The organism is Chelatococcus albus (assembly GCF_030067675.1).
Lineage (GTDB): Bacteria > Pseudomonadota > Alphaproteobacteria > Rhizobiales > Beijerinckiaceae > Chelatococcus_A > Chelatococcus_A albus.
The window spans coordinates 53,166-78,990 of record NZ_JASJEV010000005.1 but is presented as its reverse complement, the minus strand read 5'-3'; the positions used below and the strand labels follow the sequence as shown (position 1 = coordinate 78,990).

The window sequence follows — 25,825 nt, the reverse complement described above, 5'->3', positions numbered from 1 at the left end:
CCGGCGGAGAGGAAGAAGTTCGACGGATTGTCGAGCGCCGAGTTGACCTTCTTGCCCGTCGCCAGACGATTCTGGATCTGCTGGGAGATTGCCGACGTATTCTGCAGAGACGAAAGCGCGGCGCGAACGCCGGCATTCAGCGTAACAGACGACATATTATGCACCTTTCTGGTGAAGAGCCTTCTGGCTTGTCTTCATCTTTCTGACAAAGACGCGAGGATGCTCGGCCGGCATCATTTAATGAGAGGTAAAAATTCTCGTGACGGTTGTGGCAACCTTAATCCAACATTAACGCGGTATCGGGTTGCCGCATCGGGTGGGGCGAAGGCGGAACGCCACAGCGCGAATCAGATGACGCGCTCAACCCGCCTGGCCGTGTCGTCGGCACGGTCGGTGCCCCAGCGGCTGAGCACGCCGCGCAGGTATGCCCGCAGGCGAAGGATCGCGGCATCCGGGATCTGGTTGACGAGGCGGCCCGTGCGCGTCTCGACGACCTGAAGGACAATCTCGCGCGTCTCTGGGTCGATGACGAGGTGCCGCTCGATGGTGTCGCGCAGGGCGGCCTCGCGCGCAGCGCGGTTCGCTGCCTGGCGGCCGGCCTCGAAGCGCCCGGCTTCCGTACCCGCCGCCTGGACGACGGCGGCATTCGCCGCGAGATCTGTCTTGACCGCACCGGCCGAGACCGGAGCCTCCAGGCGATTGAAAGTGGCCGGCGGCAGGATCGCGCCGGCCCGGCCCACGCCCCCAACGTCCATCATTCGCCCTCGCCCGCGTGTCCGGCTCGCGAAGTGCAGCCGTTCCGGTGTTGCGGGGGAGCATGCCGGGAGGGTGTGTGAAGAACGCCTTGCAGAAATCCTTAAAATCTTGTGGATGTGCCCGCCCGCGGCGCGGGCGGGCACATCTTTCGTGGCGATATGGTTTACAGGCTCTTCGAGAGGGTGAGCGGCACGGCGCGCGGCCGGCGGGCCGGCTGGCCGGCGCCGGCGGGTGCGTAGGCAGCCGGTTGCGCTGCGGCGCCCACCTCGTCGGCGAGGGTACGGATGAGCCCCTCGGACACCGCGCGGGCGGTGGCGAGGACGGCTTGGTTGCGCTCGATGATCTCGGCGAAACGCTGGTGCGTCTCCTTCAGGGCCGTCAGGGCGTCCGGGGCGAAGCGCGCGAGGGCGATGGCATTGGTCTTCACCGCCTCGAGCTCGCGGATGTAGCTGCCGGCGAGCTCCGTCTTGCGCGTCTCGTGCACGAGGGCGTCGGCGAGGCGGCCGTCCTGCACGAGGCGCGTCTCCTCGACGATGAGCCTCTCCAGGGCGGCGAGCGTGGCGAGCACGCCCTCGACGAGGCGCTTCGCCTCGTCCTCGCTCACGACGCGGGGCAAGGGGAGGGGCGCGGCCACAGCCGCGGCGGCCGCGACTTCAGACACGGGCGCCTCCCTCCTGCAGGCGCAGGATCTCGCGATAGACCTGGTCCGCGATGCCGATGCCGCCGGTGCGGGTGATGTTGCCGGCGTATTCCTTGACCAGCATGGAGCGGTAGACATCGCTGCCGGTGCCATTGTCGCCGAGCGGGCCTTCGGAGCCCTCGGTCTTGAACATTCGGTCCATCATCTGCTCGAGGAAGACCTTCTCGAAGTCCTGGGCGACGGCGCGGGCCTTGGTCTGCCCCGATGTGATCGCGGCCGTGGCCTGATTGGCAGGGGCGGCGTTTGTCCCTTTCGCAGCCTTGGCGAGGGTGCCGAGAGCGCCTGCGGCGATCTTGACAGCGGCGGGAATGGCGAGGGCGGGAAGTGCCATGTTCACATTACCTCGATTTCGGCCTGGAGGGCGCCGGACGCCTTGATGGCCTGAAGGATGGCGATGAGGTCGCGCGGCCCGATGCCGAGCGCGTTGAGGCCGTCGACGAGTTCCTTGAGGGTCACGCCCTCGCGGACGATGGCGAGCTTGTTGCCGTCCTGGGTGTCGACCTTGACGCCGGTGCGCGGCACGACAGTCGTCACGCCGTTGGAGAAGGGGGCGGGCTGGCTGACCTGTGGCGTCTCGGTGATGGTGACGGTGAGGTTGCCCTGGGCCACCGCTACCGTGGAGACGCGCACGTCCTTGCCCATGACGATGATGCCCGAGCGCTCGTCGATCACGACGCGGGCGGACTGGTCGGGATCGACGCGCAGCTGCTCGACCTCCGTAAGGAGGCGGATCATGTTGCCCTGGTAGCGCGCAGGGATCTGGATGGCTACGGTCGACGGGTCTGTCGGCTCGGCGGTGTCGGCGCCGAGGAAGTCGTTGATGGCGGCCGCGATGCGCCGGGCCGTCGTGAGATCGGGATTGCGCAGGGCGAGCCTGAGCGTCTTGAGCTTGGCGAGCTGGAAGTCGATCTCGCGCTCGATGAGCGCGCCGTTGGCGATGCGCCCGACCGTGGGCACCCCGCGCGTCACCTTGGAGGCCTCGCCCTCCGCCTGGAAGCCGGAGATGGCGACGGAGCCCTGCGCCACCGCATAGACCTCGCCGTCGGCACCGAGCAGCGGCGTGACGAGCAGCGTGCCGCCCTGCAGGGACTTGGCGTCGCCGAGGGCCGAGACGGTGACGTCGACCCGCGTGCCCTGGGTCGAGAAGGCGGGGAGGTTGGCGGTGACCATGACCGCCGCGACGTTCGCGGTGCGCAGGTTGGCGCCATGCGTGTTGACGCCAAGGCGCTCCAGCATCGCCTGCAGCGACTGGCGTGTGAAGGGCGTGTTGTTCAGCGTGTCGCCCGTGCCGTTGAGGCCGACCACGAGGCCGTAGCCAACGAGCTGGTTCTGGCGCACCCCCTCGACCGCAGCGAGGTCCTTGATACGCGATAGTGCGAAGGCCGGAGCGACCGGCCCCGCCAGGGTGGCAACGGCGGCGGCGAGGGCGAGGCAGCGTGCCAGGGTTCTGCGGAGGCGAAGCGGCATTGAGAGGCACCACGCAAGCGAAAGTCGCTCACCTCGACGCGAAGATCGTGCCAGCTCGGTGGCGATGTTGTTATGTAAGTGAAATCAATATCTTGCCTAGTGTCGCCGATCCGCCAGGCAGGTCGGCCCGCTGGGCGGGGCCTGCCGCGCGGCAGCTTTTGCCGTGCTCTTCACGCCGCGTTAACCATGAGCGGCGAGACTGCCCGCATCGATGGAGTGCGGTGTCGGATGATCATGCGGGTCGAGGCGAGAGCGATGGTTGGGGGCGGTGCGGCGGCCGTACGGCGGGGTTCCGGCCATGCGCGCTTCTCGCTCGGCCAGGGCGCAGCCGTCGGCCGCAATACTGCCGCGGGAGCCGCCCAGTCGGTCGGCGGGATCGACGCTCTCATCGCCCTCCAGGCAAACGAGGATCCGACTGCGCGCCGAAGGCGCCACATCCGCCGCGGGCACGACCTCCTCGACGGCCTCGATCGTCTCAAGGCGGCGCTGCTCGCCGGCCAGGTGCCGATCGCGGATCTCAAGCGGCTGACGGCGACCCTCGCCGCGCGTTCGGGCACGAGCGGCGACGCGCAGCTCGACGATCTCATCGCCCATATCGAGCTGCGCGCCCACGTCGAGCTCGCCAAGCTGCAGCGCTGACAGTTTCCCGCCCGGGGAGAGGGCGCGCGGCGCCGTCTTCGCGGGGCTGTCGGCCGGCGCGTTTCCGGCCGCCGGCGTGCGGCCGCGCTTTTCGACGATCTTATGACTGCAATCTGCGTTGTCGCGGCCCGGCCGTCCCGGTATATAGGCGGCGCCTCGCAAGGGGGTGACGGCGGGGCGCAGAGGGAAAGAGCAGAAGCCACACATGTCGAACATCGCGATCGACGAGGGCTATCGGCCATCGGATGACGAACCTTTCATGAACGAGCGCCAGCGCGAGTATTTTCGGCGCAAGCTCCTGGGATGGAAGGACGATATTCTGCGGGAGGCACGCGAGACGCTGACCGCCTTGCAGAACGAGAATGAAAATCACCCGGACATTGCGGATCGGGCCTCCTCGGAGACCGATCGCGCCATCGAGCTGCGTGCCCGGGACCGCCAGCGCAAGTTGATCGCCAAGATCGACGCGGCGTTGCAGCGCATCGAGGACGGCACCTACGGCTATTGCGAGGAGACGGGCGAGCCCATCTCGCTCAAGCGCCTCGAGGCCCGCCCGATCGCCACCCTGTCGCTCGAGGCGCAGGAACGGCACGAGCGCAACGAACGCGTCTACCGCGACGACTGAGGGGCATCGGGGCGCATCCGCCTCCCGTACCCTCCTGCCGCAGCGGGGGCCATCAGGTTGGCACCCCCGAAAAGGCGGCCTCGTTCGCCGCGATCCTGTCGCCATGGTCCGACGCCCACCCGGCAAGGGCATCGAGGACGGGCTTGAGCGAGGCCCCGAGCGGGGTCAGCGCATATTCCACCTTCGGCGGCACCACCGCGTAGACATGCCGCGTGACGAGTCCCGCGCCCTCGAGCTCGCGCAGCTGCTTGGTCAATTCCTTCTGTGTGATGCCCGCGATGGCGCGGGCGAGCGCCGTGAAGCGCAGGGGGCCTTTGGCCCGCGACAGTTCCAGGATGACCGGGACCGCCCATTTGTTGGCGATGAGGTCGAGCGTGCGACGGATCCGCTGCTGACACCGGCAGGGCCCGGAGGCGAGCGGGGGAGGCGCTTTAGTTTCCATTTGGCCAGTATGGCTCCATAAGGTGCCTTCTTGCAAACCGATACTGTCCCCTCCTAGGTTACCGCCGCAACTCAGGAGGCACCTCATGTTGACCCTCTACTTCGCTCCCGGCGCCTGCTCCATGGCTCCCCACATCGCCCTCGAGGAGGTTGGCGCCACCTTCGAGCCGAAGGGCCTGTCGCTGCGCAAGGGCCAGCACCGCGAACCGCGCTATCTCGCCGTCAATCCGCGCGGCAAGGTGCCGGCCCTGCTCGTCGACGGGGACCTCCTGACCGAGAACGTGGCGATCTTCAGCTATCTCGACGCCGCGTTCCCGCAGGCCGGCCTCCTGCCGCAGGAGCCGCTCGCCCGCGCCCAGGCGCTGTCCTGGCTCGCCTGGCTCACGAGCGGCGTGCATCCGGCCTTCAGCCCGCTGTTCGGGCCGCAGCGCTACGTGGACGGGGCGGAGGCGCAGGCTTCGCTCGTTGCCAAGTCGCGGACGGCGGTGACCGAGAAGCTCGCGGAGATCGATCGCCTGCTCGCCGGCAGGGACTATGCCCTCGGCACCTTCAGCGCCGTCGACTGCTACCTCTATCCCTTCTTCCACTGGGCGAAGGCCATGCTCGGTTTCGACGTGAGCCCCTATGCCAACTACGCAGCGCACCATGCGCGCATGCAGGCGCGGCCGTCGGTGCAGCGCATGCTGGCGCGGGAGGCTGCGGTGCAGGCGGAACTCGACAAGGCCGCCTGAACGGCGGAACGCCGAACGAAAGCGGCCCCGGCGGGAGCACCGGGGCCGCATCTGGACGGGCGGGCGACAACGGGGGAGCGTGCCGGCCCGTCCGGGGAACTGGAGCGCCTGTCGCCGGGCGTCAGAAGGGCAGGATGATGTCCATCACCTGCTGGCCGTAGCGCGGCTGCTGCACGTCGGTGATCTGGCCCTTGCCGCCGTAGCCGATGCGCGCCTCGGCGATCTTCGTCGACTCGATCGTGTTGTTCGCCTCGATGTCTTCCGGCCGCACGACGCCGGCGACGATGAGCTGGCGCATCTCGAAATTGACGCGGATCTCCTGCTTGCCCTCGATCACCATGTTGCCGTTGGGCAGGACCTGGGTCACGACGGCGGCAACGTCCGTGGCGAGCTGCTCGGAGCGGCGGATCGAGCCGCTGCCGGCGCTCGTGGAATCGGATTTGGCGGTCAAGAGCGCGTCCGCCTTCGTGCCGTCCGGCAGCACCTGGTCGATCTGGTTCTCGAAGCCGAAGAGGTTCGCCGTGGCGAATTTCTCGTCGTTGGCGCGGGAGCGCTTCGTCGTGTTGTCGAAATTGGCCTTGTCGGTGATGCGTACGCGGACGGTGAGGATGTCGCCGACCTGGCGGGCGCGCTGATCCTTGAAGAAGCCGCGTGCGCCCGTCCGCCACAACGAATTCGGTGCATAGCTGACCGGCTCGGGATCGGGCATCGGCAGGCGTACGGGCTTGTAGCCGGGCTGGGCGGTGGGATCCTCGATCGCCGACAGGTTGGGCGCCTTGCCGACATTGGCGAGGCGGTCGGCGGCGCCGCAGCCGGCGAGGGTGAGGGCAGCGAGGGTGGCGCCGGCGAGGCGGGTGAGGCGAGGCGTCGGGCGGAGGGTCATCGGACGCATCCTGGAAAGAGACGATTCGAAGGGACGGGCGCGGCGCATCCACGGGCTCATGGCCGGGCCGTCGTGGCGGCGACGGCGGCGACGCGGCCCGTCGGCACCAGGTTCACGCTGATCCGGCCGGGCGCCACGACCTGCCCCTGGAGCGTGCGCTTCGACTGGATGTTCTGTACGGTCACGGTGTCGCCGAGGGCGCCGCCCTCGACGGCCCGGCCACGCAGGGACAGGGACAGGCCGCGGCTCTCGTAGATGACCGTGACGACGTCGCCACGGGTCACGATCTCCGGGCGGTGGACGTCGCCTGCCCGCATGACCGTGCCGACCGCAAGACTGCGCTTGACGACCTGGCCGGCGATCGCGCCGACCTCCGTGAGGACGTCGCTCGGCAGGCCGTCGCGGGTCCGGCGCTCGAAGGAGATATCGCTCGCCTGCAGGACGTCGCCCCGCTGGAAGGAGCGGTTGGCGACGGCGACCTCGACGGTCTCGACCACATTGCCGGTGACGCGCTTCGTCGCCGGCTGGACACCGCCCGGGACGACCAGGGTCGCCGAGATGCGGCGCGTGCGCGGATCGAACAGGAGATCCTGCACCGAGAGCGGGGCATCGCCGTCGGGCGCGGCGAGGATGATGGGCGCGCCACCGTCGAAGACGATCGTGGTCGAACGGGCATCGAGGCCGTGGCGTGCCTCGAGCGCCTGGCGCAGCGCCGCCTCGCTCTCGGCCGCGCCGATGCGCCGGGCGGCGCGGGCGACGACGACCTGAGCCCGGCCGCGCGTATCGATGTCGGCAATGCCGAGGTTCTGCGCCGCCTCGACGATGCGATGCACCTGGATCGTGCCGGTGTCGCCGAGCCGCGGCGCGCGGAACAGCGGTGCCGCCGCGGCCTGGCCGTCGACGCCCTCGACGAGGTCGCCAAGGGTGACGATGTCGTGATCCACGCGGATCTCGGCGCGGAGGGTGGCACGCTCTGCCGCGATGGCAGAGACCATGCCGGCGACGAACGCGGCGGCGGACAGGGCGAGGGAGAGACGAGCCTTCATGATGCCTCTCCTCAGCCGCGGAACATCTGGGTCGTGGAGGAGAGCATCTGGTCGGCGGCGGTGATGATGCGGGCGTTCATCTCGTAGGCCCGCTGCGCGGCGATGAGGGCCGAGATCTCGGTCACGGCATTGACGTTCGCCTCTTCGAGATAGGCCTGCTGCAGCGTGCCGAAGCCTTCGCTGCCGGCGGTGCCGTCGATCGGCTGGCCGGAGGCGGGCGTCTCGACGAAGAGATTGTCGCCGATCGATTCGAGGCCGACCTTGTTGACGAAACGGGCGAGCTGAAGCTGGCCGAGGTCCTGCGGCTGTGTCTGCCCGGGAATGGTCGCCTGGATCTGACCCTGGGCGTTGATCGTGACCTTGCTCGCGTTCTGCGGCACCGTGATCCCCGGCTCGACGAGATAGCCGTCAGCGGTGACGAGCTGCCCCTGGGAATCGAGCTCGAAGGAGCCGTCGCGCGTGTAGGCGATGGTGCCGTCGGGCCGGCGGATACGGAAGAAGCCCTCGCCGCGGATGGCGACGTCGTAGTCCTTCTCGGTCGGATTGAGCGGACCCTGCGACATGGCGCGCGGCGTCGAGGCCGTCTTCACGCCCGAGCCGATGGTGATGCCGGCGGGCACCTGGTTGCCCTGGTCCGAGGTCGCGGAGCCGGGCCGGCGCTGCGTCTCGTACATCAGGTCCTGGAACTGCGCCCGCTGGCGCTTGTAGCCGGTGGTGCGCTGGTTGGCGATGTTGTTGGAGATGACCTGGACGTTGAGTTCCTGGGCCATCATGCCGGTCGCGGCGGTCTGGAGGGCACGCATTGTCTTGAATCTCCTGGCGGCGATCAGGCCGGCATGTCGGCGAGGCGGCTCAGCGCTGAACGGCGCAGCTCGTCGGTCTTCTGGATCATCGAGGCGACGCTCGTGTAGGAGCGATTGACCTCGATCAGCCGCGCCATCTCGATGACCGGCTTGACGTTCGATCGCTCGAGCGCCCCCGCTTCGAGCTTGGCGGCCCGGCCCGCGGGCAGGGCGGGGGCACGGCTCGCGAAGAGGTTGGCGCCCTCGTTGTCGAGTGCCCGCACGTCGTCGAAGCGCACGAGGCGAACCTTGCCCCGCTGGCCGAGATTGGTGGTCACCGTGCCGTCCGGCGCGATGGTGATGCCGGTCTCGGTATTGCCGAAAGTGATCGGGCCGTTCTCGCCCTGGATCGCGTGGCCGTCGCTGGTGACGAGCTCGCCGCGGGCGTTGATCTCCAACGATCCGTTACGGGTGTAGCGCTCGCCGCGGGGCGTGGCGACGACGAGGAACGCGTCGCCCTTGATCGCCACGTCGAGAGGATTGCCCGTGCGCTCGATCGGACCCGGCTCGAAATTGAGCGGCGTGCCGTCGTCGATAACGAAGGACAGGCGCCGGTCGGCTTGCTGGAAGGCGTCGGCGCTCGCCTTCGGCATCAGATATTCGCGGAAGCGCGCGGTGCGCGCCTTGAATCCGTTCGTGGTGACGTTCGCCACATTGTTGGCGACGACGTCGAGCTCCCGGCCCAGCGCGACTTGACGCGACAGGCCGATCAGCAGCGCGTTCTCCATGGAACCGCTCCCGTTCGTCATTTCCCCACGGACGCCTCGACGCTCCCCAGCGCGGCATCCGCACAGGAGAGTGTGCAGGGCCCGTGCCAAGCCGGGAGTCGTTCTGAAAATCATTCAAGATCAGCGTGATAACCATTCCTCCACGGAGTGCCGCGGCGCGGTCGCCGCCGCCGCCCGGCAAAAGCCGCCCGGCAGAAATTGCCGCGTTTAACGCGGCATTAACCATCTTTGCCGCATATCGGGGACAACGGAGCCGCCAGGGTGAAGCGGCGGACAGGGCCGAGGCGAGAACGATGGCGAAGAAGGGCGACAAGGCGGCTGTCGATGAGGCCGAGCGCGAGGGCGAGGCCCCCGCGGCGAAGGCCGGAGGACGCGGCAAGACGCTCGTTCTCGCTGCCGTCGTCGCCCTGCTCGCCGGCGCGGCGGCCGGCGGCTACCTCTACATGCAGAAGAAGTCGGCCGAGGCCGAGGCGGCGAAGGCGGCAACCAGGCAGGTTGCCTTCATCGAGCTCAAGGAGATGACCGTCAACCTGGCGCAGGTGCCGAACCAGGAGCGCCAGCGGTATCTCAGGATGAAGGCCTCCCTCGAGGTCGCCGAGGCCAAGACCGTGGCGGACATTCAACCGCTGTTGCCGCGTGTCGAGGACGCGTTCCAGGTCTACGTGCGCGAGCTTCGACCGAGTGACATCGACGGCTCGGCCGGCATCTATCGCCTCAAGGAAGAGCTTCTGCGGCGCGTCAACATTGCAGTGCATCCCGCGCGCGTCGATGCCGTGCTGTTCAAGGAAATCGTGGTTCAGTAGGAGCCCAGCCCGTGTCTGCCTCTTCCGATCCCGGCATCGATGCGGCGGCGAGCCTCGCCGCCGAGCTGAGCAAGGTGGCCGCGACCCAGGGGGCGACCCCCGCCAGCAGCGGCGCGGACGATACGGCGGCTGAATGGGCTCGCATGATCGAGGCCCAGACGGCCGACCCCTTCGAGCAGCTCGGCGATCGCGTGCTCACGCAGGACGAGATCGATGCGCTCGTCGGGTTCTCGCTCGACCAGCTGCAGGACGGCGACGGCGGCGTGCGCGCTATCGTGGACTCCGGCAAGGTGTCCTACGAGCGCCTGCCGATGCTCGAGATCGTCTTCGACAGGATGGTGCGCCTGCTCGCCACCTCCCTGCGCAATTTCTTCTCCGACAACGTGGAGGTCTCGCTGGCCGGCATCACGTCGGTGCGCGTCGGAGACTATCTGAACTCCATTCCCTTGCCCTCCCTGCTCGCGGTGGTCCGGGCGGAGGAGTGGGACAACTTCGGCCTCGTGACGGTCGAGCCGAGCCTCATCTACGCGGCCCTCGACATTCTTCTCGGCGGCAAGCGCGGCGCCGGGCCGACGCCGATTGACGGCCGGCCCTTCACGACGATCGAGACGCTGCTCGTGAAGCGGCTAGTCCAGGTCGTGATGCAGGATGCCGAGCAGGCCTTCCTGCCGCTGACGCCGGTGCGCTTCACGGTCGACCGCATCGAGAGCAATCCGCGCTTTGCGGTCGTGACGCGCCCGGCCAACGCGGCGATCCTCGTCCAGCTCCGCCTCGAGATGGACGGTCGCTCGGGGCGTCTGCAGATTCTTCTGCCCTATGCCACGATCGAGCCGATCCGCGATCTCCTGCTGCAGAGCTACATGGGCGAGAAGCTCGGCCGCGACCCGATCTGGGAAGGGCATCTCGCCACCGAGATCTGGCAGGCCGATCTCACGCTCGAGGCAGTGCTGCACGAGACGAGCCTGCCGTTGCGGCGAGCGCTCGCACTCGAGGTGGGGGACACGCTCGTCTTCGACATGCCGGCCGACGGTCTCGTGTCGTTGCGCTGCGGCGACCTCGTCCTGAGCGAGGGGCGCATCGGGCGGGCGGGCGACAACGTCGCCATTCAGGTGGCGCGGCCCTTGCGCCGGTCGCGCACGACACTCGCCGTGTTCGAGGCCAGCACGCGTGAGCTGCGCCAGGATTCATAAGAAGAGACGATATTCATAAAAGGCAGGCTTGGGGGCATCATGAGCACGACAATCGGGCTGCTCGCGGACGGGATGATGGCCGTTCTCCTCGTGGCGACCATCGGCACCTGCGTGGCGCTCAACAAGCGCATCGTGCGCCTGAAGGCGGACGAATCGGCCATGCGCAAGACGATTTCGGAACTCGTCCTCGCCACGGAGACGGCTGAAAGGGCGATCGCGGGTCTGCGCACGACGCTCGGGGATTGCGACCGAACCCTCGCCGAGCGCCTGCGGACGGCGGAGCGCTACGCTGCCGACCTGTCCGAGCAGGTGTCGGCCGGCGAAGGCGTCATGAGCCGCATCGCCCAGATCGTCGAGGCGTCGCAGCTCGTGGCGCCCGCGAAGGCCGCCAACGAACAGACCCCGCCGGCACTCGAAGCGGCGCCGGAGGTGTCGCGGGCGGCGAGCCGGCTCTCCGCAGCCGCCTCGACCGCGCAGAAGCTTGCCGAGCGGGCGCTCAAGCGCCTCGAGGGGCAGGCGGCATGAAGCGCAGGTTTCGCCTTCTCGATGCGGTGATTGTCGCGGCCGCGGGTCTTCTCGGCCTGCGCCTCGTGGCCATCATCGCCCCCGAAAGCACGGCCGGACAGCCTGCGGCGAAACCCGTCGCGTCGGCATCGTCCGGTCAGCAGATCCCGGCCTTCGGTCGCGTCATCGCCAATGCGCGCAGCAACGGCCCGGTGGTGGCGGATCCGGAATTCACCGGCAGCGTGGGCGCCGGCAAGGGCGCGGAGCAGAAGGGCGACCAGGCCGGGTCTCAGGCCGGACGTCGCGAAGCGCAGGCCGGAGCGGCCCAGCCCGCGAGCGGCACGCGAATCAATCTCGAGAACCCGCAGGCCACCGTCTCGCCGGCCGAGCGCGCGCTCCTGGAGCGCCTTGGCGAGCGGCGGGACGAGCTGGACAGCCGCTCGCGCGAGCTCGAGACGCGGGAGAAGCTCCTGGAGAGCGCCGAGAAGAAGCTCGAGACGCGCATCAACGAGCTGAAGACGCTCGAGGACCGGGGCAGCGACGCCGTGCAGCGCAAGGAGGAAGGAGCGGCGCTGCGCAATCTCGTCACCATGTACGAGGCCATGAAGCCGAAGGAGGCAGCGCGCGTCTTCGATCGCCTGCCGCACGACGTTCTCGTGCCCGTCGTGCTGCAGATGAACCCGCGCAAGATGGCTGAGGTGCTGGCGTCGATGACCCCCGAGGCTGCCGAACGGCTGACGGTGGCGCTGGCCTCCCGCGCCAAGGGCGTGAACGCCGAGGCGAAGCCCGCAGCCGTGTCCTCCGTGCTGCCGCCGACGGAGCTGCCGGCGATCGAGCCGACCGTGCGCCGGGAGCTGCCGCAGCAACCGTGAAGGCCGGCGCATCGAGGCCATCGGAACCGGCTGCGGGTGGGGGGCCGCGGCAGCCGCGGGACGCCGCATGACAGCGGATTAAGGTCGCGTTAGCCCACGCCGACTAACGTACTGCGGCACGCAGAAGGCGTGTGTCGCCAGACATGCTTCTGCATGCTGGTCGGTAGGGGCGTCAGGCTTCGATGGTCCTGAAGGGGCACAAAACTGCGGGCCGTCGCGGCTCGCCGATCGCGCGGCGCGTGGCCTTTGCCGCCGCCTTCTGCACCATGCTGGCGGCTGCGGATGCCGCCCTCGCCGCCAAGGCCACGGTGCGCGGCAGCGAAATGAGCGGCTTCGGCCGGATCATCCTCCAGTTCGATTCGCCGCCCAAGGTCAGCACCCGCGTCAGCAACGGCATCCTGGTGCTCGCCTTCTCCGAGCCCGTGACGCTCAACGCCGAGCGCCTGGCCGCCGAACTGCCGAGCTACGTGTCCATCGTGCGCGTCGATCCGGACGGCCGCGGCATGCGCCTTGCGCTCGTCCGGCCCATGCGCGCGAATCTCATGGAGGCCGGCGAGCAGGTCTATCTCGATCTGCTGCCGGAAGGCTGGAAGGGCCTGCCGCCGGGCCTGCCGCAACACGTCGTTGACGAACTCGCGCGGCGCGCCCGGGCCGCGGAGGCCCTCGTGCGCGAAGAGGCGAAGCGCCGCGGCGAGCGCCAGCCGCAGCCGCTCGTCTTTCGCACGGCGACATTGCCGACGCTGACGCGCGTGGTGATGGAGACGCCGCCGGCGACGCCGGTCGTCTTCCGCCAGGCGAAGGACCGGGCCGAAATCCTCTTCGACGCTCCGCTGACCGCCGATGTCCTCAAGCTGAAGGCGGCGATGCCGGCAGCCGTTACCGAGCTTCAGGAGGAGGCGACCGGGTCGTCGCTCAAGCTCACCCTGCGGCTTGCGCCGGGCACCGAGCTGCGCGGCTTTCGCGAGGACGACAGCTTCGTGCTCGACTTCACCCGTGCGCCCGCGGCACGTCCGTCGCCGGAGGCTCCGCCGCCCGGCGGACAGCGCTCGTCGCAGCGCGAGGAGGGCGCGGCGGCCGAGCGGCCACCTGCCGCCGCCAGGGAGACGGCGCGGACGCCGGGTGAAACCGTCGCGCCTCCACCCGTGAAGGCAGCCAGCGAGCAGGCCGCCGCCGCGGTCGCCACCCCGCCCGCTGCCGGCGTCCCTTCGGTTGCGCCACCGGCCGGCGGTGCGCCCTTGCCACCCGGCGGGGCGGCTGCGCTCGCGGGAGAGCCGGTCCGGCCGGTCGCGACGCAGATCGAGAACGGTCTGACGATCGCGTTTCCGTTCCGGTCACGGACAGCCGCCGCGGCCTTCGAGCGCGGCGGTGTCGTGACCCTCGTCTTCGACACGAAGGAATTCGTCGACACGTTCGGCCTGACGACGAACCTGCCGGCGCCGGTGAAGCAGTTCGAGACCGAGCGGCGCAGCGGGGCCCTCGTCGTGCGCATCGGGTTGCAGCGCCAGACCCTGTCGCGGCTGATGCCCGAGGGTGCCGGGTGGGTTCTCGCGCTCGGAGACGAGGCAGCCGCGCCCGTCGAGACGCTCTCCGTAAGCCGCAAGGTTGATCATGCCGGCCGCAATCTCGCCGTCGTGCCGATGGCCGGGAGCGCCGGGGTGCATTGGCTCGACGAGGCGGACGGGACACGCGTTGCCGTCGTTACGGCGTTCGCGCCGGCGCAGGCGCTGATCAAGCCGCAACGTTTCGTCGAGTTTCGCGCCCTGCGGACGGCGCACGGCCTCGCCGTCGTCCCGCAGGCAGACGACCTGACGGTTGCGACCGGGCTCGAGGGCGCGACCGTCGCGCGCGATGGCGGCCTTGCGCTGTCGCAGGCGGAGGAGCCGGACGAGAAGGCGCAGGGCGCCGGGCAGGCCGCCGATCTGTTCATCCGCCGGGCAGAATGGAACGAGGTGCGCGCGGGCTCCATTCGCGAGCGCAAACGCGCGCTCGAACAGGCGGCCTCCGCCGCCTCCCGAGTGGAAAAGGCGAACGCGCGCTTCGCGCTCGCCCGTTTCCTCGTCGCCAACGGTCTCGCGCCGGAGGCGGAGGGCGTTCTCGCCCTGATGGCGCAGACCGATCCGACGGCGGCGGCGTCGCGGGAACTCCTTTTCTGGCGCGCGTTCGTCGCAACCCTGACGAACCGCGACGGCAAGGCGCGCGAGCTCTTCGACGCGCCGGTCTTCGCCGCCGAACCCGAGGTCGCCCTGTGGCGGGCCGTGCTCGACGCCCGCGCCAAGCGCTGGGCGCCAGCGCTCGCCACCTTCCAGCGGCACATGACCGTGCTCGATGCCTATCCTGACGACCTGCAGGGCGTGTTGCGGCTGCATGCGGCGCGCGCGGCACTCGAGATGAAGGACTTCACCCTCGCCGAGCGCATGCTCAAGACGCTCGAGCAGCTCACACCGAGCCCCGTGCCGCGCAATCCGGTCACGCTTCTGCGCGCCCGGCTCGACGAGGCGACCGGCCAGAGCGAGGACGCCATCGCCGCCTACGAGCTCCTTAGCAAGACCGAGGACCGGCCGATCGCCGCCGAGGCGATGCTGCGCGGCACGGTGCTCGCCCTGCGCGAAAACGCCATCGACCGCAACGAGGCCCTCGACCGCCTGGAGCGGCTCAGCGTGGTCTGGCGCGGCGACGACATCGAGGTGGAGACGCTCGGCCAGCTCGGGCGTCTCTACGCCGAGACGGGCCGCTGGCGCGAGGCCTTCCAGATTGCCCGGCTGGCGAACCAGATCTACACCGACCACGAGGTCACGCGGACGCTCCACGACGAGACCGCGCGGCAGTTCGAGGAGCTGTTCCTGACCGGCAAGAGCGAGCGCCTCGGCCGCGTCGAGGCACTGGCCCTCTACTACGACTTCAAGGAGTTCACCCCGATCGGCCGGCGGGGCGACGAGATCGTGCGGCGCCTCGCCGACCGCCTCGCCGAGCTCGACCTCATCGAGCCGGCGGCGACGCTCCTGCAGCATCAGGTGGAGAAGCGCCTCACCGGGGCAGCTCGCGCCACGGTCGCGGCGCGGCTCGCGACGTTGCGCCTCGTCGGCGGCAAGCCGGCGCAGGCGCTCGCCGTCCTGCAGGAGACGCGCCTGCCGGAACTGCCCGCGCAGGTAAAGAGGGCGCGCCTGCTGCTCGAGGCCCGTGCGCTCTCCGATCTCTCGCGCACGGATCTCGCGCTCGACCTCATCGCGGGCGAAACGGGGCCCGAGATCGACCGCCTGCGGGCGGACATCGTCTGGCAGGGCCGGCGCTGGCGGCAGGCCGGCGAGGCGCACGAGGCCATGCTCGGCGACCGCTGGCAGGGCCGTGAGGCTCTGTCGGACCAGGATCGCGCCGACGTCATGCGCGCGGCCATTGCCTATGCGCTTGCGGAGGAGACGCTGTCGCTCGACCGGCTGCGCTCGAAATATGCGGCGAAGATGGCCGACAGCGCCGATGCGAAGACCTTCACCTTCCTGACGGCACCGCAGGCGCGCGGCACGCGCGAGTTCCGCGAGATCGCCTCGTCGGTCGTCAATGCCGACACACTGTCGGATTTCCTCGCCGAGTACCGCAAGCGCTATCCCGAGAGCGCGACCGTGGCACGGCCGCGCCGGCAGCCGCTGAGGGAGGCGCCTGCCGAATCCCAAGCCGAGGCGCCGATCCCGCCGACGGAGGTTCAGGCGCCGCGGGGATGAGGGAGCCGACGCTCGGCCGCGGCTTCCCCAACGCCGGATGTCACCTCAGCTCCCGTAGCTCTGCACCAGCGACCCGGCGATCAGGCTCCAGCCGTCCACGAGCACGAAGAAGATCAGCTTGAAGGGCAGGGCCACCGTCACCGGCGGCAGCATCATCATGCCGACCGACATCAGGATCGAGGCGATGACGAGGTCGATGATGAGGAAGGGCACGAAGATCAGGAAGCCGATCTCGAAGGCCCGCCGCAGCTCGGAGATCATGAACGCCGGCACCAGCACGGTCAGGCTGGTCTCCTGAGGAGAGGCCGGGCGCGGTTGCTTCGACAGGTCGAGGAAGAGGGCGAGATCCTTCTCGCGCACATGCCGCAACATGAAGGTGCGGAACGGTGCCGCGGCCCGTTCGAAGGCTTGCGGCTGGGTGATCTGGCCGCCGACGAGCGGCTCGACCCCGACGGTATAGGCCTCGCGGAATGTCGGCGCCATGACGAAGGCCGTCAGGAACAGGGCGAGACTGGTGATGACGGCGTTGGGCGGTGCCGTCTGCGTGCCGATGGCCGAGCGCAGCAGCGACAACACGACGACGATCCGCGTGAAGGACGTGACCATCACGAGGATCGACGGGGCGAGCGACAGGAGCGTGACCAGCGCGACGAGCTGGAGTGCCCGCTCCGTCACGCCGCCGCCCGGGCCCAGATCGAGATTGATGCTCTGCGCGAAAGCCGGCGCGCTCGCGATGTGCAGGCCGCCCAGCACCAGAAGGGTCGAGATGCCCAAAACGAGGACCCGTCGCTGCACGCCGCCACGGTACGGCAGCCGCGGCCTGCTCCCTCTCGCAGCGCAGTCCTTTCTCTGACCCTGCCACATGGCCCCGAATCGCGCCCCTCTCCTGCCGGACCGTAGGTGGCGCCTTGGCCGTGAGGCAAGCACAGCGAGATGCGCGGGCCGGGTTATACGCGCCCCATCGCGAGCGCGACGGGGCGCCGGGCGAGGATTACTTGTCGACTTTCGGCGGTGCGCGGCCGAGAAGGCGCGCGAACTCCGCCTCGATCTCCTCGACGGAGAAGGGGTCGAACTCCTTCGGCGGCCTGCCGGCTTCCGCCGCCGGCGCCGAGGCTCGATCGTCGACTTTCGGTTCGCTCACCGCGGGAGCTGCGGGCTCGAGGGCCGGCGCCGTCGGGGCGGCGGGCGCGGCGGCCTTGACCTCCTCAACCTTGGGCGCGGGCGGCGGCGCAACCGCAGCGGCGGCCGCAGGCTCGGCGGGGGCATGCGGCGGCTCCGCGGGCCGCGGAGCGGCAGGCGCTGGACGCTGGGTGGCGATCGGGGACGGCGCTGGGGTGAAGGGGCGGGCGAAGCGGCTGGCGGGGGCCGGCTCGGCTTCCTTCGCAGCAGGGCTCGCGCCCTTGTCCGCAGCGCCCTCGGTCGGCGCGGGCGGCGGCGCCGGCTGGCGAGGTGCCGCCTGCTGGGCCGGGGCATGCGTAGCGGTGTCGATCGCTGCAGCGCTCGACGGCCGAACGGCAGAGAAGGGACGCTTCAAGGCTTCCTCGAGCTGGCGCGCCATCTCGGACAGGGTCTTGTCGTCGGCGACCTTGTCCTCCGGCGGCGGCGACGGCGGAAGATCGACCTTGGGCCGCGTTTCGCGCGAGCCCGGTCCCGCCACGGGCTCGGCGGCGCGACGATCGACCGCAACGACGTCCGCGGCGGGCCGCTGCGGCGGCACGGCAGGAGCGCGCGGCTCGAAGGACGGGACGACACGCTCTCCCACGGCGCGCTGCGGCGTCGCCGCCGCAGGCCGCTCAGGAACGACGGGCGTCGGCTCCACGCGGGGAGGGGGCGGCGCGGGCGAAGGGGCGAAGGTCGGCTCGGTGCGCAGGTCCGGCACGGCCGCAGCGGGCACCACCTCGGCCTTCGGCTCGATGACCGCCGGGCGCAACGGCGGCACGGATTCCGCCGCGGCGATCGGCGGCGGAACGGGCAGGGGAGCCCCCTCGGTCGCCACCGGCTGAGGATGCACCGGCACGCGCGCGACGCCGCGCAAGATATGTGACTCGACCACCACGTCGTTCGGCCCGCCGATCATGACGAGGTGCTCGACATTGTCGCGCCGCAACAGGATGAGCTGACGCTGCCGGTCGAGATCGTAGATGTCGACGATGCCGAGGCGCGGCTGACGCGACCGTCCGGCGCTCTGTCCGGTGAGCGTCAGGCGCCCGCCCGTGATCCGTCGCAGCACCAGCGCGAAGAGCGCCAGCAGGAGAATGATGATGGCGAATGCGATCAGAAACTTGCCTGTCGCAGAGAGCTCGATTCCAAAGAACGACTGCAAGGCGTGCTTCCCTCGTCGTCCGAACGCCGGACAATCTGCCGATGACCTGCACTACGCGTGAGCGTAACCCCCCTGCTGCTTAGGATTAACCACCGTTTAAGGCAAGGCGAATCCGCCGCCGCGCCTTTCTCGCCCGGCATTTACCGTTCATTAACCATGCACCGGGCAGATTTTGCCGGCCTCAAGCGTGGAGGATGCGCGTGTCGATCGCCGGTTTGCCCTTGATGGATCTCCTGAAGGCGCGGATGCAGTGGCATCAGGCGCGCCAGAAAGTGCTGGCCGAGAACGTGGCCAACGCCGACACGCCCGGCTTCAAGCCGCGCGACCTGCGCGAGCCGGCGGCCGGCCGCAGCGGGCGCGGCGACATCGGCATGGTGCGCACGAGCCCGGCGCATCTGGTCGCGGCCGGCGGTACCTCCGGCTTCGACGGCCGCGACGCCAAGCGCTTCGAGGTCTCCCCGAGCGGCAACGGCGTGTCGCTCGAGGAGGAGATGATGAAGGTCGCCCAGAACCAGACGGACTTTCAGATGGCCACGACGCTGTATTCGAAGAGCCTGTCGCTCCTGAAGGTCGCGATCGGTCGCCGGGCCTGAGGAGCAACTTCCCCATGGATTTCCTGAAGAGCCTCTCGATCGCGGCTTCCGGGCTCAGGGCGCAATCAGGCCGCATGCGCGTCATCGCGGAGAACATCGCCAATGCGGACTCGGCGGCGAGCAAGCCCGGCGCGGAGCCCTACCGGCGCAAGCTGCCCACATTCGAGCGCCGCTTCGACAACGAGCTGGGCGTCCAGCTCGTCGAGCTCGGGCGGGTCAAGACCGACCGGTCGGCCTTCCGCACGCGTTTCGATCCAGGGCATCCGGCGGCGGATGATAACGGCCAGGTGAAACTGCCCAACGTCAATTCGGTCATCGAAGTCATGGACATGCGCGAAGCGCAGCGCAGCTACGAGGCCAACCTCAATCTCATCGGCGCCACGCGCCGCATGATCAACCGCACCCTCGACATCCTCCGCGTCTAGGACAACCAAGGACATTGCCATGGCCACCCCCACCTTTGCCGCCGGTGCCTATACCTCCGTCCAGCGTCTCGCGACGCAGGACAGCCTGAAGCCGGCCTTTTCCGGCGAGACCTCCTCGGCCGACGGCAGCTTCGCCGCACTCGTCAGCCAGGCCATCGACGGCGTCGCCCAGGCGGGCCAGAAAGCCGAAAGCCAGGGCATCGCCGCCGTCCAGGGCAAGGGCGACATCGTTGACGTCGTGACCGCCGTGGCGGAGAGCGAAGCGGCCGTCGAAAGCCTCGTGGCGGTGCGCGATCGCGTCATCGCGGCCTATGAGGAAATCATGCGCATGCCGATCTGACGACCCGCACGAGGCCGAAGCGCGCCATGACCCCCGCCGCCATCCTCGACGTCGCCCGCGACGGCATCGTCACCTTCCTGAAGGTCGGAGGGCCGCTGATGCTGGTGGCGCTGGCCGTGGGCCTCGTCGTGTCGCTCGTGCAGGCGCTGACGCAGCTCCAGGAGCAGACGCTCGTTTACGTGCCGAAGATCCTCGCGGTCTTCGGCGCGCTCCTCTTTCTCCTGCCCTTCATGGGCGATGCGCTGGCCGGCTACATGGCGCGGATCGCAGCGCGAATCGTCGCGGGCGGCTAAACTCGCCGCCGAATCGTGCGGATGGCGGGCGGCGGGGCCCTGCTCGTTCGCCGAGCCATGCCGGTTCCGCCAAGCGATGACGATCACGCCCGAGACGGCCGCCTCCTACATTCTCGTCTTCGCGCGGGTCGGCGCGCTCGTCATGCTGCTGCCCGGCCTGGGCGAGCGCATGATCTCCGCGCGGTCGCGGCTGGCGCTCGCCGTGCTCCTCACGCTTGTCTTCCATCCTCTGGCGAGCCGCTCCCTGCCGGCGCTCGCCGGCGGCATCGCCGCGCCGGCGACGATCGCCGTCCTCATCGGGGAGATCGCCGTAGGCCTGATGCTCGGGCTTGCCGCCCGCATGGTCGTGGCCAGCCTGCAGACGGCCGGCACCATCGTGGCGCAGCAGCTCGGCCTCGCCTTCGCCCAGCAGGTCAACCCGGCGGCGGGCAGCTACGACGCCGTGCTCACCAACTTCCTGACGCTGCTTGGCATCACGCTCATCTTCGCCACGGACCTGCATCACGTTGCCATCGCGGGGATCCAGGGCAGCTACGCCATCCTGCCGCCGGGAGGCGTGCCGGCGAGCGGGGACGCGGCCATGCTCGCCATCAAGGCGGTCGGGCGCGGCTTCACGGTCGCCGTGCAGATCGCAGCACCTTTCATCGTCTTCGGCCTCCTGTTCAACCTCGGCCTCGGCGTACTCTCGCGCCTGATGCCGCAGATGCAGGTCTTCTTCCTCGCCATGCCGGCGACCATCATCGCCGGCATGGTCATTCTCCTTGCCGTCCTCGGCATCATGATGGGGGTGTTTCTCGAGGACGTGCGCGCCTTCCTCGGCGAGATGCTGCCGGGGTGAGCCATGGCCGAGGGGCAGGACAACGACGACCGCACCGAAGAGCCGACAGAGCGGCGGCTCGAAGAGGCGATCAAGCGCGGCGACGTGCCGAAGAGCGTCGAGGTGAACACCTGGTTCGTCCTCGGCGGTTTCACGCTCGCCGTGCTCGTGCTCGCCGCGCCGGTCGCCCAGGGCCTGAGCGCATCGCTCAAGGTCTTCCTCATGAACGCCCATGCGGTGCCCTCGAGCGCGGACGGCTTCCTGGCTGCCGGACGCCGCGCGCTCGCCGCCGGCTTGTGGGCGCTCGTCCTGCCTTGCGGCCTCCTTCTCCTCGCTGCGCTCGGGGGGGCGCTCGTGCAGAACAAGCCGCTTTGGACGCTCACGCCGCTGATGCCGCAGCTCTCGCGCATCTCCCCCGGCGCGGGGTTCAAGCGCATCTTCGGGCGCGAGGCCCTTGTCCAGTTCGGCAAGGGGCTCCTCAAGATCGCCATCATCGGAGCCCTGGCCTGGACGGTACTGTGGGGCGAGCGCGACCGGCTCGACGTTCTCGCGCGGCTCGACCCGGTCGCCATCCTGCCCGCTTCGCAGGACCTCGTCCTGAAGCTGATGACGGCGGTGCTTGCAGCGCTGGCCTTTCTCGCGGCCGGTGATTTCCTCTACCAGCGCTTCTCCTGGCGCAAGCGCCTGCGCATGACCAAGCAGGAGCTGAAGCAGGAGTTCAAGGAAACCGAGGGTAATCCCGAGATCAAGTCGAGGGTCCGCCAGCTGCGCACGACGCGGGCGAAGAAGCGCATGATGGCGGCGGTGCCCAAGGCCACCGTCGTCATCGCCAACCCGACGCATTTCGCCGTCGCCCTGCGCTACGATAAGAAGATGCCGGCGCCGGTCTGCGTGGCGAAGGGCGTCGATGCGCTGGCGCTGCGCATCCGCGCGCTCGCGGAGGAGAGCGGGGTGGCGGTCGTGGAGAACCCGCCGCTCGCCCGCACCCTCTACGCCGCGGTCGAGATCGACGCCGAAATTCCCGTGGAGCACTACAAGGCGGTGGCGGAGGTCATAGGCTATGTCTTGCGGCTGCGGGGCAGGGCGTCATAAGGCTTGACGAGACGTGACGCGCCGGCGCCGCAGCCGGGCGCCGAAGGGGCCGAGAGGCATGAGCGAGACGACCGCAACCACCTCGATCGACCGCTCCGAGAGGCCGGGACACGCGGGCCTCCTCGTCCTCTTTGCGGGCGTGCTGGTCGGCGCGCTGGTGGCGCTCAATTTCCTCGGCAGCGAGCGGGCGCAACCCTTCATCATCGCCTTCCTTGCGGCGCTCGCCGTCGTCGGCATCTTCTGCCTGCTCGCCTTCGCCGTGGGGGTGGTGCAGTTTGCGGGCCGCGGCGCGCGCAACGACCTGACCAAGCTGATGGCCGACACGGCCGACGAAGGCGTTCTCGTCGTCGAGTCGGACGGGCGCGTGGTCTACGCCAACGAGGCCTATCTCGCATTCGCGCAGGCGACGAGCCTCGCCGACCTGCGCGCTGCCGAGAGGCTGTTCAGCGGCGCGCCGGAGGTGTCGGAGGCGGTCTATCGCCTGGCGCAGGCGGCGCGCGAGGGACGGACGACGGCCGAGGAGATCCGGCTCGCGCCCGGTCTCGGCGGGCGCGAGGACGCCGGCTGGTACCGGGTGCGGGTGAAGCCGCTCGCACGTCCGGGCGGCCGGCGCGCCGCGCTCTGGAGCATCGCCGACGTGACGCGCGAGCGCGAGCGCCAGGAGAACGTGTTCCAGGAGCTGCAGCACGCCATCGATTATCTCGATCATGCGCCCGCGGGCTTCCTGTCCATCGATCCGAGCGGCCAGATCGTCTACATGAATGCGACGCTCGCGGGTTGGCTCGACCACGACCTTGCCAAGGTCGGCTCGGGGGGCCTGCGGCTCGCCGACGTCGTGCCCGTCAACGCAGCAGCGCTCCTCGGCGCCGTCACCGGCGCGCCGGGCGACGTGCGAACCGAGATCCTGGACATTGACCTGCGCCGCCGCGGCGGCCAGTCCCTGCCGGTGCGCGTCTTCCATCGTGTCGCCTTCGGGGCGGAGGGAGAGGCCGGGCCCTCGCGCACCCTCGTGCTCAACCGCTCGCCCGGCGAGGACGTGGCCGAGGGGCAGCGCGCGGCGGAGGTGCGCTTTGCCCGCTTCTTCAACAACACGCCGGTGGCCATCGCCGCCGTCGACCGCAACGGGCGGGTGGTGCGCAGCAACGCCTCCTTCGCCCGCCTGTTCGGCGGCGCCTTCGCCAAGGGGGAGGGCGGCAGCGACCGCTCGATCCTCGACGTCGTCGCCGAACGCGACCGCAACGCGCTCGACGCGGCGATCAGGGCGGCGGCCGAGGGACGCGACGACATCGCGCCGATCGATGCCCTCGTCGCCGGCGACGGCGCCCGCTCGGCGCGCCTCTATCTGAGCTCGGTCGAGGACGGCGACGGGGACGGGGAGGCGGCCATCGTCTACGCGCTGGAGACGACCGAGCAGCGGGAGCTCGAGGCGCAGTTCGCCCAGGCGCAGAAGATGCAGGCGGTGGGCCAGCTCGCCGGCGGAGTGGCGCACGACTTCAACAACGTGCTGCAGGCCATCATCGGCTATTCCGACCTGCTTCTAGCCAATCACCGGCCGACCGATCCGTCCTTCCAGGACATCATGCAGATCAAGCAGAACGCCAACCGTGCGGCGAGTCTCGTGCGCCAGCTGCTGGCGTTCTCACGCCGGCAGACGCTGCGCCCGCAGGTCATCCAGCTCGGCGAGGGGCTGTCCGATCTGTCGCTGCTCCTCAAGCGCCTGCTCGGCGAGACCGTGGAGCTCGACCTCAGGCACGGGCGCGACCTGTGGCTCGTCAAGGCCGACGTCAACCAGTTCGAGCAGGTGATCGTCAATCTCGCCGTCAACGCGCGCGACGCCATGCCCGAAGGCGGCAGGCTCACCATCCGCACGGCGAACGTGCCGGCCGCCGAGAGCGGCGCCTACGGCGACAGGACCATGCCGGCAGGCGACTACGTCATGGTCGAGGTGGCGGATACGGGCTCGGGGATGCCACCCGAGGTGATCGAGAAGATCTTCGAGCCCTTCTTCACCACCAAGGAGGTGGGCAAGGGCACGGGCCTCGGCCTTTCCACCGTCTACGGCATCGTCAAGCAGACGGGCGGCTTCATCTTCTGCGAGAGCGAGGTGGGCCGGGGCACCACCTTCCGCATCTTCCTGCCGCGCCACGTGCCGGCGGAGGCAGAGGAGGCGCCGAAGGCGGAGACCGCGAAGAAACAGGCGGCGGACCTGACGGGGCGCGGCACCATCCTGCTCGTCGAGGACGAGGAGGCGGTGCGCGCCTTCGGCGCCCGGGCGCTGGCGGCGCGCGGCTATACTGTGCTCGAGGCGGGATCGGGCCGCGAGGCGATGGCGATCGTGGAGGAGCATCCCTCGCCCATCGACCTTGTCGTCTCCGACGTGGTCATGCCCGAGATGGACGGCCCGAGCCTCCTGCGCGAGCTGAGGCGCAAGCAGCCGGCGCTCAAGTTCATCTTCGCCTCCGGCTATGCCGAGGACGCGTTCAAGAAGAACCTCCCCGAGGGCGAGGACTTCACCTTCCTGCCCAAGCCCTTCAGCCTCAAGCAGCTCGTCGAGGCGGTGAAGGCGGCCATGGGCTGACGGGCCCAGGGCTGACAGGTCCGCGCGAGGGAGGGCTCACGCAGACTTGCCTTGACGCCCGCGTCGTTTCGGTGGGTAGAACAAAAAAAGAACTTGTCGGCGAGAACAAAATAGGTACATGTGTGTTCAGCGCGTCCATTGAGACTCATTCGCGCGCCGTGCCATAAGGGGTGAGCACTCATGTCCCAGCCCAGTTTGCGACTCGTGGAAGGCAGCTCCATGGACAAGGCGAAAGCCCTCGACGCCGCGCTCTCGCAGATCGAGCGCGCGTTCGGCAAAGGCTCGATCATGCGGCTCGGCCAGAACAAGGCCATCGAGATCGAGACGATCTCCACGGGGTCGCTCGGGCTCGACATCGCGCTCGGCGTGGGTGGCCTGCCGCGCGGCCGCGTCATCGAGATCTACGGCCCGGAATCCTCGGGCAAGACGACGCTGGCGCTCCACACGGTGGCCGAAGCGCAGAAGAAGGGCGGCATCTGCGGCTTCATCGACGCCGAGCACGCGCTCGATCCCGTCTATGCGCGCAAACTCGGCGTGAAGCTCGACGACCTGCTCATCTCCCAGCCCGATACGGGCGAGCAGGCGCTCGAGATCGCCGACACGCTCGTGCGCTCGGGCGCCATCGATGTGCTCGTTGTCGATTCGGTCGCGGCGCTCGTGCCGCGCTCGGAGATCGAGGGGGAGATGGGCGAGGTGCAGCCGGGCCTGCAGGCGCGCCTGATGAGTCAGGCCCTGCGCAAGCTCACCGCCTCCATCTCGCGCTCGAACTGCATGGTGATCTTCATCAACCAGATCCGCATGAAGATCGGCGTCATGTACGGCAGCCCGGAGACGACGACTGGCGGCAACGCGCTCAAGTTCTACGCCTCGGTGCGCCTCGACATCCGGCGCGTCGGCTCGATCAAGGACCGCGACGAGGTCATCGGCAACACGACGCGCGTCAAGGTCGTGAAGAACAAGGTGGCGCCGCCGTTCAAGCAGGTCGAGTTCGACATCATGTACGGCGAGGGCGTGTCGAAGACGGGCGAGCTCGTCGATCTCGGCGTCAAGGCCGGTATCGTGGAGAAGTCCGGCGCATGGTTCTCCTACGACAGCCAGCGGCTCGGGCAGGGGCGCGAGAACGCCAAGCAGTTCCTGCGCGACAACCCGGACATCGCGGCCAAGATCGAGCTCGCCATCCGGCAGAACGCCGGCCTGCTCGCCGATCGCATTCTCGAGAACGTCGACCCGACGGCCGAGGATCTCGACGAGGGCGCGGCCTGAGCCGCGTCGGCCTCATGCGGGCGGCGACTTGGGGGGCGGGCGGCGCGGGAGGCGGCGCCCGCTTTCGCTTGGGGCGTCGAGTGCACTCGACAGCGTCCTGCACGGCCTCTAGAAACACGGGCCTGACGAGGAGAAGGCGGCGCGAGGCGTGCCGCCCATGG

Annotated in this window: 27 protein-coding genes; 16 read left to right on the top strand and 11 right to left on the bottom strand. The window is 69.4% G+C overall.

Features of this window, described 5'->3' with window-relative positions:
* Positions 1-347: 347 nt before the first annotated feature.
* From QNA08_RS09460 to QNA08_RS09445, 4 genes are all read right to left on the bottom strand, one after another.
* Positions 348-758 carry a flagellar protein FlaG gene (locus QNA08_RS09460; RefSeq protein WP_283740456.1) on the bottom strand — a complete coding sequence of 137 codons (411 nt, stop codon included), beginning with the start codon at positions 756-758 and terminating at the stop codon, positions 348-350.
* Positions 759-919: 161 nt separating this feature from the next.
* A complete protein-coding gene (locus QNA08_RS09455) occupies positions 920-1,417 on the bottom strand; it encodes a hypothetical protein (RefSeq protein ID WP_283740455.1) in 498 nt (165 codons plus the stop codon).
* Positions 1,410-1,787 carry a rod-binding protein gene (locus tag QNA08_RS09450; protein WP_283740454.1) on the bottom strand — a complete coding sequence of 126 codons (378 nt, stop codon included), beginning with the start codon at positions 1,785-1,787 and terminating at the stop codon, positions 1,410-1,412. The genes QNA08_RS09455 and QNA08_RS09450 overlap by 8 nt, the downstream gene beginning before the upstream one ends.
* Positions 1,788-1,789: 2 nt before the next feature.
* Positions 1,790-2,923 (bottom strand): flagellar basal body P-ring protein FlgI, encoded by a 1,134-nt coding sequence (locus tag QNA08_RS09445; protein WP_283740453.1) that lies wholly within the window; start codon positions 2,921-2,923, stop codon positions 1,790-1,792.
* A 255-nt stretch (positions 2,924-3,178) separates the two neighbouring features.
* On the opposite strand from QNA08_RS09445, the gene QNA08_RS09440 reads away from it, so the two are divergent.
* Together QNA08_RS09440 and dksA are read left to right on the top strand one after the other, a co-directional pair.
* Positions 3,179-3,562 (top strand): flagellar assembly protein FliX, encoded by a 384-nt coding sequence (locus tag QNA08_RS09440; RefSeq protein ID WP_340321916.1) that lies wholly within the window; start codon positions 3,179-3,181, stop codon positions 3,560-3,562.
* 205 nt (positions 3,563-3,767) lie between these two features.
* Positions 3,768-4,187, top strand: coding sequence for an RNA polymerase-binding protein DksA (gene dksA / locus QNA08_RS09435; protein ID WP_283740451.1), 420 nt, complete (start codon positions 3,768-3,770; stop codon positions 4,185-4,187).
* 52 nt (positions 4,188-4,239) lie between these two features.
* Here dksA and QNA08_RS09430 read toward each other — a convergent pair whose 3' ends face one another.
* Positions 4,240-4,629 (bottom strand): winged helix-turn-helix transcriptional regulator, encoded by a 390-nt coding sequence (locus QNA08_RS09430; RefSeq protein WP_283740450.1) that lies wholly within the window; start codon positions 4,627-4,629, stop codon positions 4,240-4,242.
* 85 nt (positions 4,630-4,714) lie between these two features.
* On the opposite strand from QNA08_RS09430, the gene QNA08_RS09425 reads away from it, so the two are divergent.
* Complete coding sequence (locus tag QNA08_RS09425) at positions 4,715-5,359, top strand: glutathione S-transferase family protein (RefSeq protein ID WP_283740449.1); 645 nt, start codon at positions 4,715-4,717, stop codon at positions 5,357-5,359.
* A 121-nt stretch (positions 5,360-5,480) separates the two neighbouring features.
* Here the strand turns inward: QNA08_RS09425 and flgH are convergent, their stop codons facing one another.
* From flgH to flgF, 4 genes are read right to left on the bottom strand one after another with little or no spacing between them, the layout of a single operon-like run.
* Positions 5,481-6,242, bottom strand: a complete 762-nt coding sequence (flgH, locus tag QNA08_RS09420) for a flagellar basal body L-ring protein FlgH (protein WP_283740448.1) — start codon at positions 6,240-6,242, stop codon at positions 5,481-5,483.
* A 56-nt stretch (positions 6,243-6,298) separates the two neighbouring features.
* Complete coding sequence (flgA, locus tag QNA08_RS09415) at positions 6,299-7,288, bottom strand: flagellar basal body P-ring formation chaperone FlgA (protein ID WP_283740447.1); 990 nt, start codon at positions 7,286-7,288, stop codon at positions 6,299-6,301.
* An 11-nt stretch (positions 7,289-7,299) separates the two neighbouring features.
* Positions 7,300-8,091, bottom strand: coding sequence for a flagellar basal-body rod protein FlgG (gene flgG, locus QNA08_RS09410; RefSeq protein ID WP_283740446.1), 792 nt, complete (start codon positions 8,089-8,091; stop codon positions 7,300-7,302).
* Positions 8,092-8,114: 23 nt separating this feature from the next.
* A complete protein-coding gene (flgF, locus tag QNA08_RS09405; protein WP_283740445.1) occupies positions 8,115-8,858 on the bottom strand; it encodes a flagellar basal-body rod protein FlgF in 744 nt (247 codons plus the stop codon).
* A gap of 293 nt (positions 8,859-9,151) precedes the next feature.
* Here flgF and fliL point away from each other — a divergent pair, with 293 nt between their 5' ends.
* From fliL to QNA08_RS09380, 5 genes are all read left to right on the top strand, one after another.
* Positions 9,152-9,661, top strand: a complete 510-nt coding sequence (fliL, locus tag QNA08_RS09400) for a flagellar basal body-associated protein FliL (protein WP_283740444.1) — start codon at positions 9,152-9,154, stop codon at positions 9,659-9,661.
* Positions 9,662-9,672: 11 nt separating this feature from the next.
* On the top strand, positions 9,673-10,851 hold the full coding sequence (gene fliM, locus QNA08_RS09395) for a flagellar motor switch protein FliM (RefSeq protein ID WP_422679889.1): 1,179 nt from the start codon (positions 9,673-9,675) through the stop codon (positions 10,849-10,851).
* A 39-nt stretch (positions 10,852-10,890) separates the two neighbouring features.
* Positions 10,891-11,376: a DUF6468 domain-containing protein gene (locus QNA08_RS09390; RefSeq protein ID WP_283740443.1), complete on the top strand. Its 486-nt coding sequence runs from the start codon at positions 10,891-10,893 to the stop codon at positions 11,374-11,376.
* Positions 11,373-12,227 (top strand): MotE family protein, encoded by an 855-nt coding sequence (locus tag QNA08_RS09385; protein WP_283740442.1) that lies wholly within the window; start codon positions 11,373-11,375, stop codon positions 12,225-12,227. The genes QNA08_RS09390 and QNA08_RS09385 overlap by 4 nt, the downstream gene beginning before the upstream one ends.
* A gap of 239 nt (positions 12,228-12,466) precedes the next feature.
* A complete protein-coding gene (locus tag QNA08_RS09380) occupies positions 12,467-15,940 on the top strand; it encodes a hypothetical protein (protein WP_283740441.1) in 3,474 nt (1,157 codons plus the stop codon).
* A gap of 45 nt (positions 15,941-15,985) precedes the next feature.
* On the opposite strand, the gene fliP is transcribed toward QNA08_RS09380, so the two are convergent.
* Both fliP and QNA08_RS09370 read right to left on the bottom strand, forming a co-directional pair.
* A complete protein-coding gene (fliP, locus tag QNA08_RS09375) occupies positions 15,986-16,735 on the bottom strand; it encodes a flagellar type III secretion system pore protein FliP (RefSeq protein ID WP_340321911.1) in 750 nt (249 codons plus the stop codon).
* A 196-nt stretch (positions 16,736-16,931) separates the two neighbouring features.
* Positions 16,932-18,263, bottom strand: coding sequence for a hypothetical protein (locus tag QNA08_RS09370; RefSeq protein WP_283740439.1), 1,332 nt, complete (start codon positions 18,261-18,263; stop codon positions 16,932-16,934).
* Between the two features lie 200 nt (positions 18,264-18,463).
* On the opposite strand from QNA08_RS09370, the gene flgB reads away from it, so the two are divergent.
* The 8 genes from flgB (at position 18,464) to recA (ending at position 25,664) form a co-directional block, all read left to right on the top strand.
* Entirely contained in the window at positions 18,464-18,856 is a 393-nt protein-coding gene (gene flgB, locus QNA08_RS09365; RefSeq protein ID WP_283740438.1) for a flagellar basal body rod protein FlgB, read from the top strand.
* A gap of 14 nt (positions 18,857-18,870) precedes the next feature.
* Positions 18,871-19,281 (top strand): flagellar basal body rod protein FlgC, encoded by a 411-nt coding sequence (flgC, locus tag QNA08_RS09360; protein ID WP_283740437.1) that lies wholly within the window; start codon positions 18,871-18,873, stop codon positions 19,279-19,281.
* 19 nt (positions 19,282-19,300) lie between these two features.
* Entirely contained in the window at positions 19,301-19,621 is a 321-nt protein-coding gene (gene fliE / locus QNA08_RS09355) for a flagellar hook-basal body complex protein FliE (RefSeq protein ID WP_283740436.1), read from the top strand.
* Positions 19,622-19,647: 26 nt separating this feature from the next.
* Entirely contained in the window at positions 19,648-19,914 is a 267-nt protein-coding gene (fliQ, locus tag QNA08_RS09350; protein WP_283740435.1) for a flagellar biosynthesis protein FliQ, read from the top strand.
* 76 nt (positions 19,915-19,990) lie between these two features.
* Entirely contained in the window at positions 19,991-20,752 is a 762-nt protein-coding gene (fliR, locus tag QNA08_RS09345) for a flagellar biosynthetic protein FliR (RefSeq protein ID WP_283740434.1), read from the top strand.
* Positions 20,753-20,755: 3 nt separating this feature from the next.
* Positions 20,756-21,823, top strand: coding sequence for a flagellar biosynthesis protein FlhB (gene flhB, locus QNA08_RS09340; RefSeq protein ID WP_283740433.1), 1,068 nt, complete (start codon positions 20,756-20,758; stop codon positions 21,821-21,823).
* Between the two features lie 58 nt (positions 21,824-21,881).
* A complete protein-coding gene (gene cckA / locus QNA08_RS09335) occupies positions 21,882-24,401 on the top strand; it encodes a cell cycle histidine kinase CckA (RefSeq protein ID WP_283740432.1) in 2,520 nt (839 codons plus the stop codon).
* 180 nt (positions 24,402-24,581) lie between these two features.
* Positions 24,582-25,664: a recombinase RecA gene (recA, locus tag QNA08_RS09330; protein WP_283740431.1), complete on the top strand. Its 1,083-nt coding sequence runs from the start codon at positions 24,582-24,584 to the stop codon at positions 25,662-25,664.
* Positions 25,665-25,825 lie beyond the last annotated feature (161 nt).

Coding starts and splice junctions, on each gene's coding strand:
- flgA (WP_283740447.1), bottom strand. CDS start 7,288: ATGAAGGCTCGTCTCTCCCTCGCCCTGTCCGCCGCCGCGTTCGTCGCC.
- QNA08_RS09440 (WP_340321916.1), top strand. CDS start 3,179: ATGGTTGGGGGCGGTGCGGCGGCCGTACGGCGGGGTTCCGGCCATGCG.
- QNA08_RS09460 (WP_283740456.1), bottom strand. CDS start 758: ATGATGGACGTTGGGGGCGTGGGCCGGGCCGGCGCGATCCTGCCGCCG.
- dksA (WP_283740451.1), top strand. CDS start 3,768: ATGTCGAACATCGCGATCGACGAGGGCTATCGGCCATCGGATGACGAA.
- fliR (WP_283740434.1), top strand. CDS start 19,991: ATGACGATCACGCCCGAGACGGCCGCCTCCTACATTCTCGTCTTCGCG.
- QNA08_RS09425 (WP_283740449.1), top strand. CDS start 4,715: ATGTTGACCCTCTACTTCGCTCCCGGCGCCTGCTCCATGGCTCCCCAC.
- flgH (WP_283740448.1), bottom strand. CDS start 6,242: ATGACCCTCCGCCCGACGCCTCGCCTCACCCGCCTCGCCGGCGCCACC.
- flgF (WP_283740445.1), bottom strand. CDS start 8,858: ATGGAGAACGCGCTGCTGATCGGCCTGTCGCGTCAAGTCGCGCTGGGC.
- QNA08_RS09385 (WP_283740442.1), top strand. CDS start 11,373: ATGAAGCGCAGGTTTCGCCTTCTCGATGCGGTGATTGTCGCGGCCGCG.
- QNA08_RS09445 (WP_283740453.1), bottom strand. CDS start 2,923: ATGCCGCTTCGCCTCCGCAGAACCCTGGCACGCTGCCTCGCCCTCGCC.
- cckA (WP_283740432.1), top strand. CDS start 21,882: ATGAGCGAGACGACCGCAACCACCTCGATCGACCGCTCCGAGAGGCCG.
- fliQ (WP_283740435.1), top strand. CDS start 19,648: ATGACCCCCGCCGCCATCCTCGACGTCGCCCGCGACGGCATCGTCACC.
- QNA08_RS09430 (WP_283740450.1), bottom strand. CDS start 4,629: ATGGAAACTAAAGCGCCTCCCCCGCTCGCCTCCGGGCCCTGCCGGTGT.
- flhB (WP_283740433.1), top strand. CDS start 20,756: ATGGCCGAGGGGCAGGACAACGACGACCGCACCGAAGAGCCGACAGAG.
- fliL (WP_283740444.1), top strand. CDS start 9,152: ATGGCGAAGAAGGGCGACAAGGCGGCTGTCGATGAGGCCGAGCGCGAG.
- flgC (WP_283740437.1), top strand. CDS start 18,871: ATGGATTTCCTGAAGAGCCTCTCGATCGCGGCTTCCGGGCTCAGGGCG.
- QNA08_RS09450 (WP_283740454.1), bottom strand. CDS start 1,787: ATGGCACTTCCCGCCCTCGCCATTCCCGCCGCTGTCAAGATCGCCGCA.
- QNA08_RS09390 (WP_283740443.1), top strand. CDS start 10,891: ATGAGCACGACAATCGGGCTGCTCGCGGACGGGATGATGGCCGTTCTC.
- fliE (WP_283740436.1), top strand. CDS start 19,301: ATGGCCACCCCCACCTTTGCCGCCGGTGCCTATACCTCCGTCCAGCGT.
- recA (WP_283740431.1), top strand. CDS start 24,582: ATGTCCCAGCCCAGTTTGCGACTCGTGGAAGGCAGCTCCATGGACAAG.
- flgG (WP_283740446.1), bottom strand. CDS start 8,091: ATGCGTGCCCTCCAGACCGCCGCGACCGGCATGATGGCCCAGGAACTC.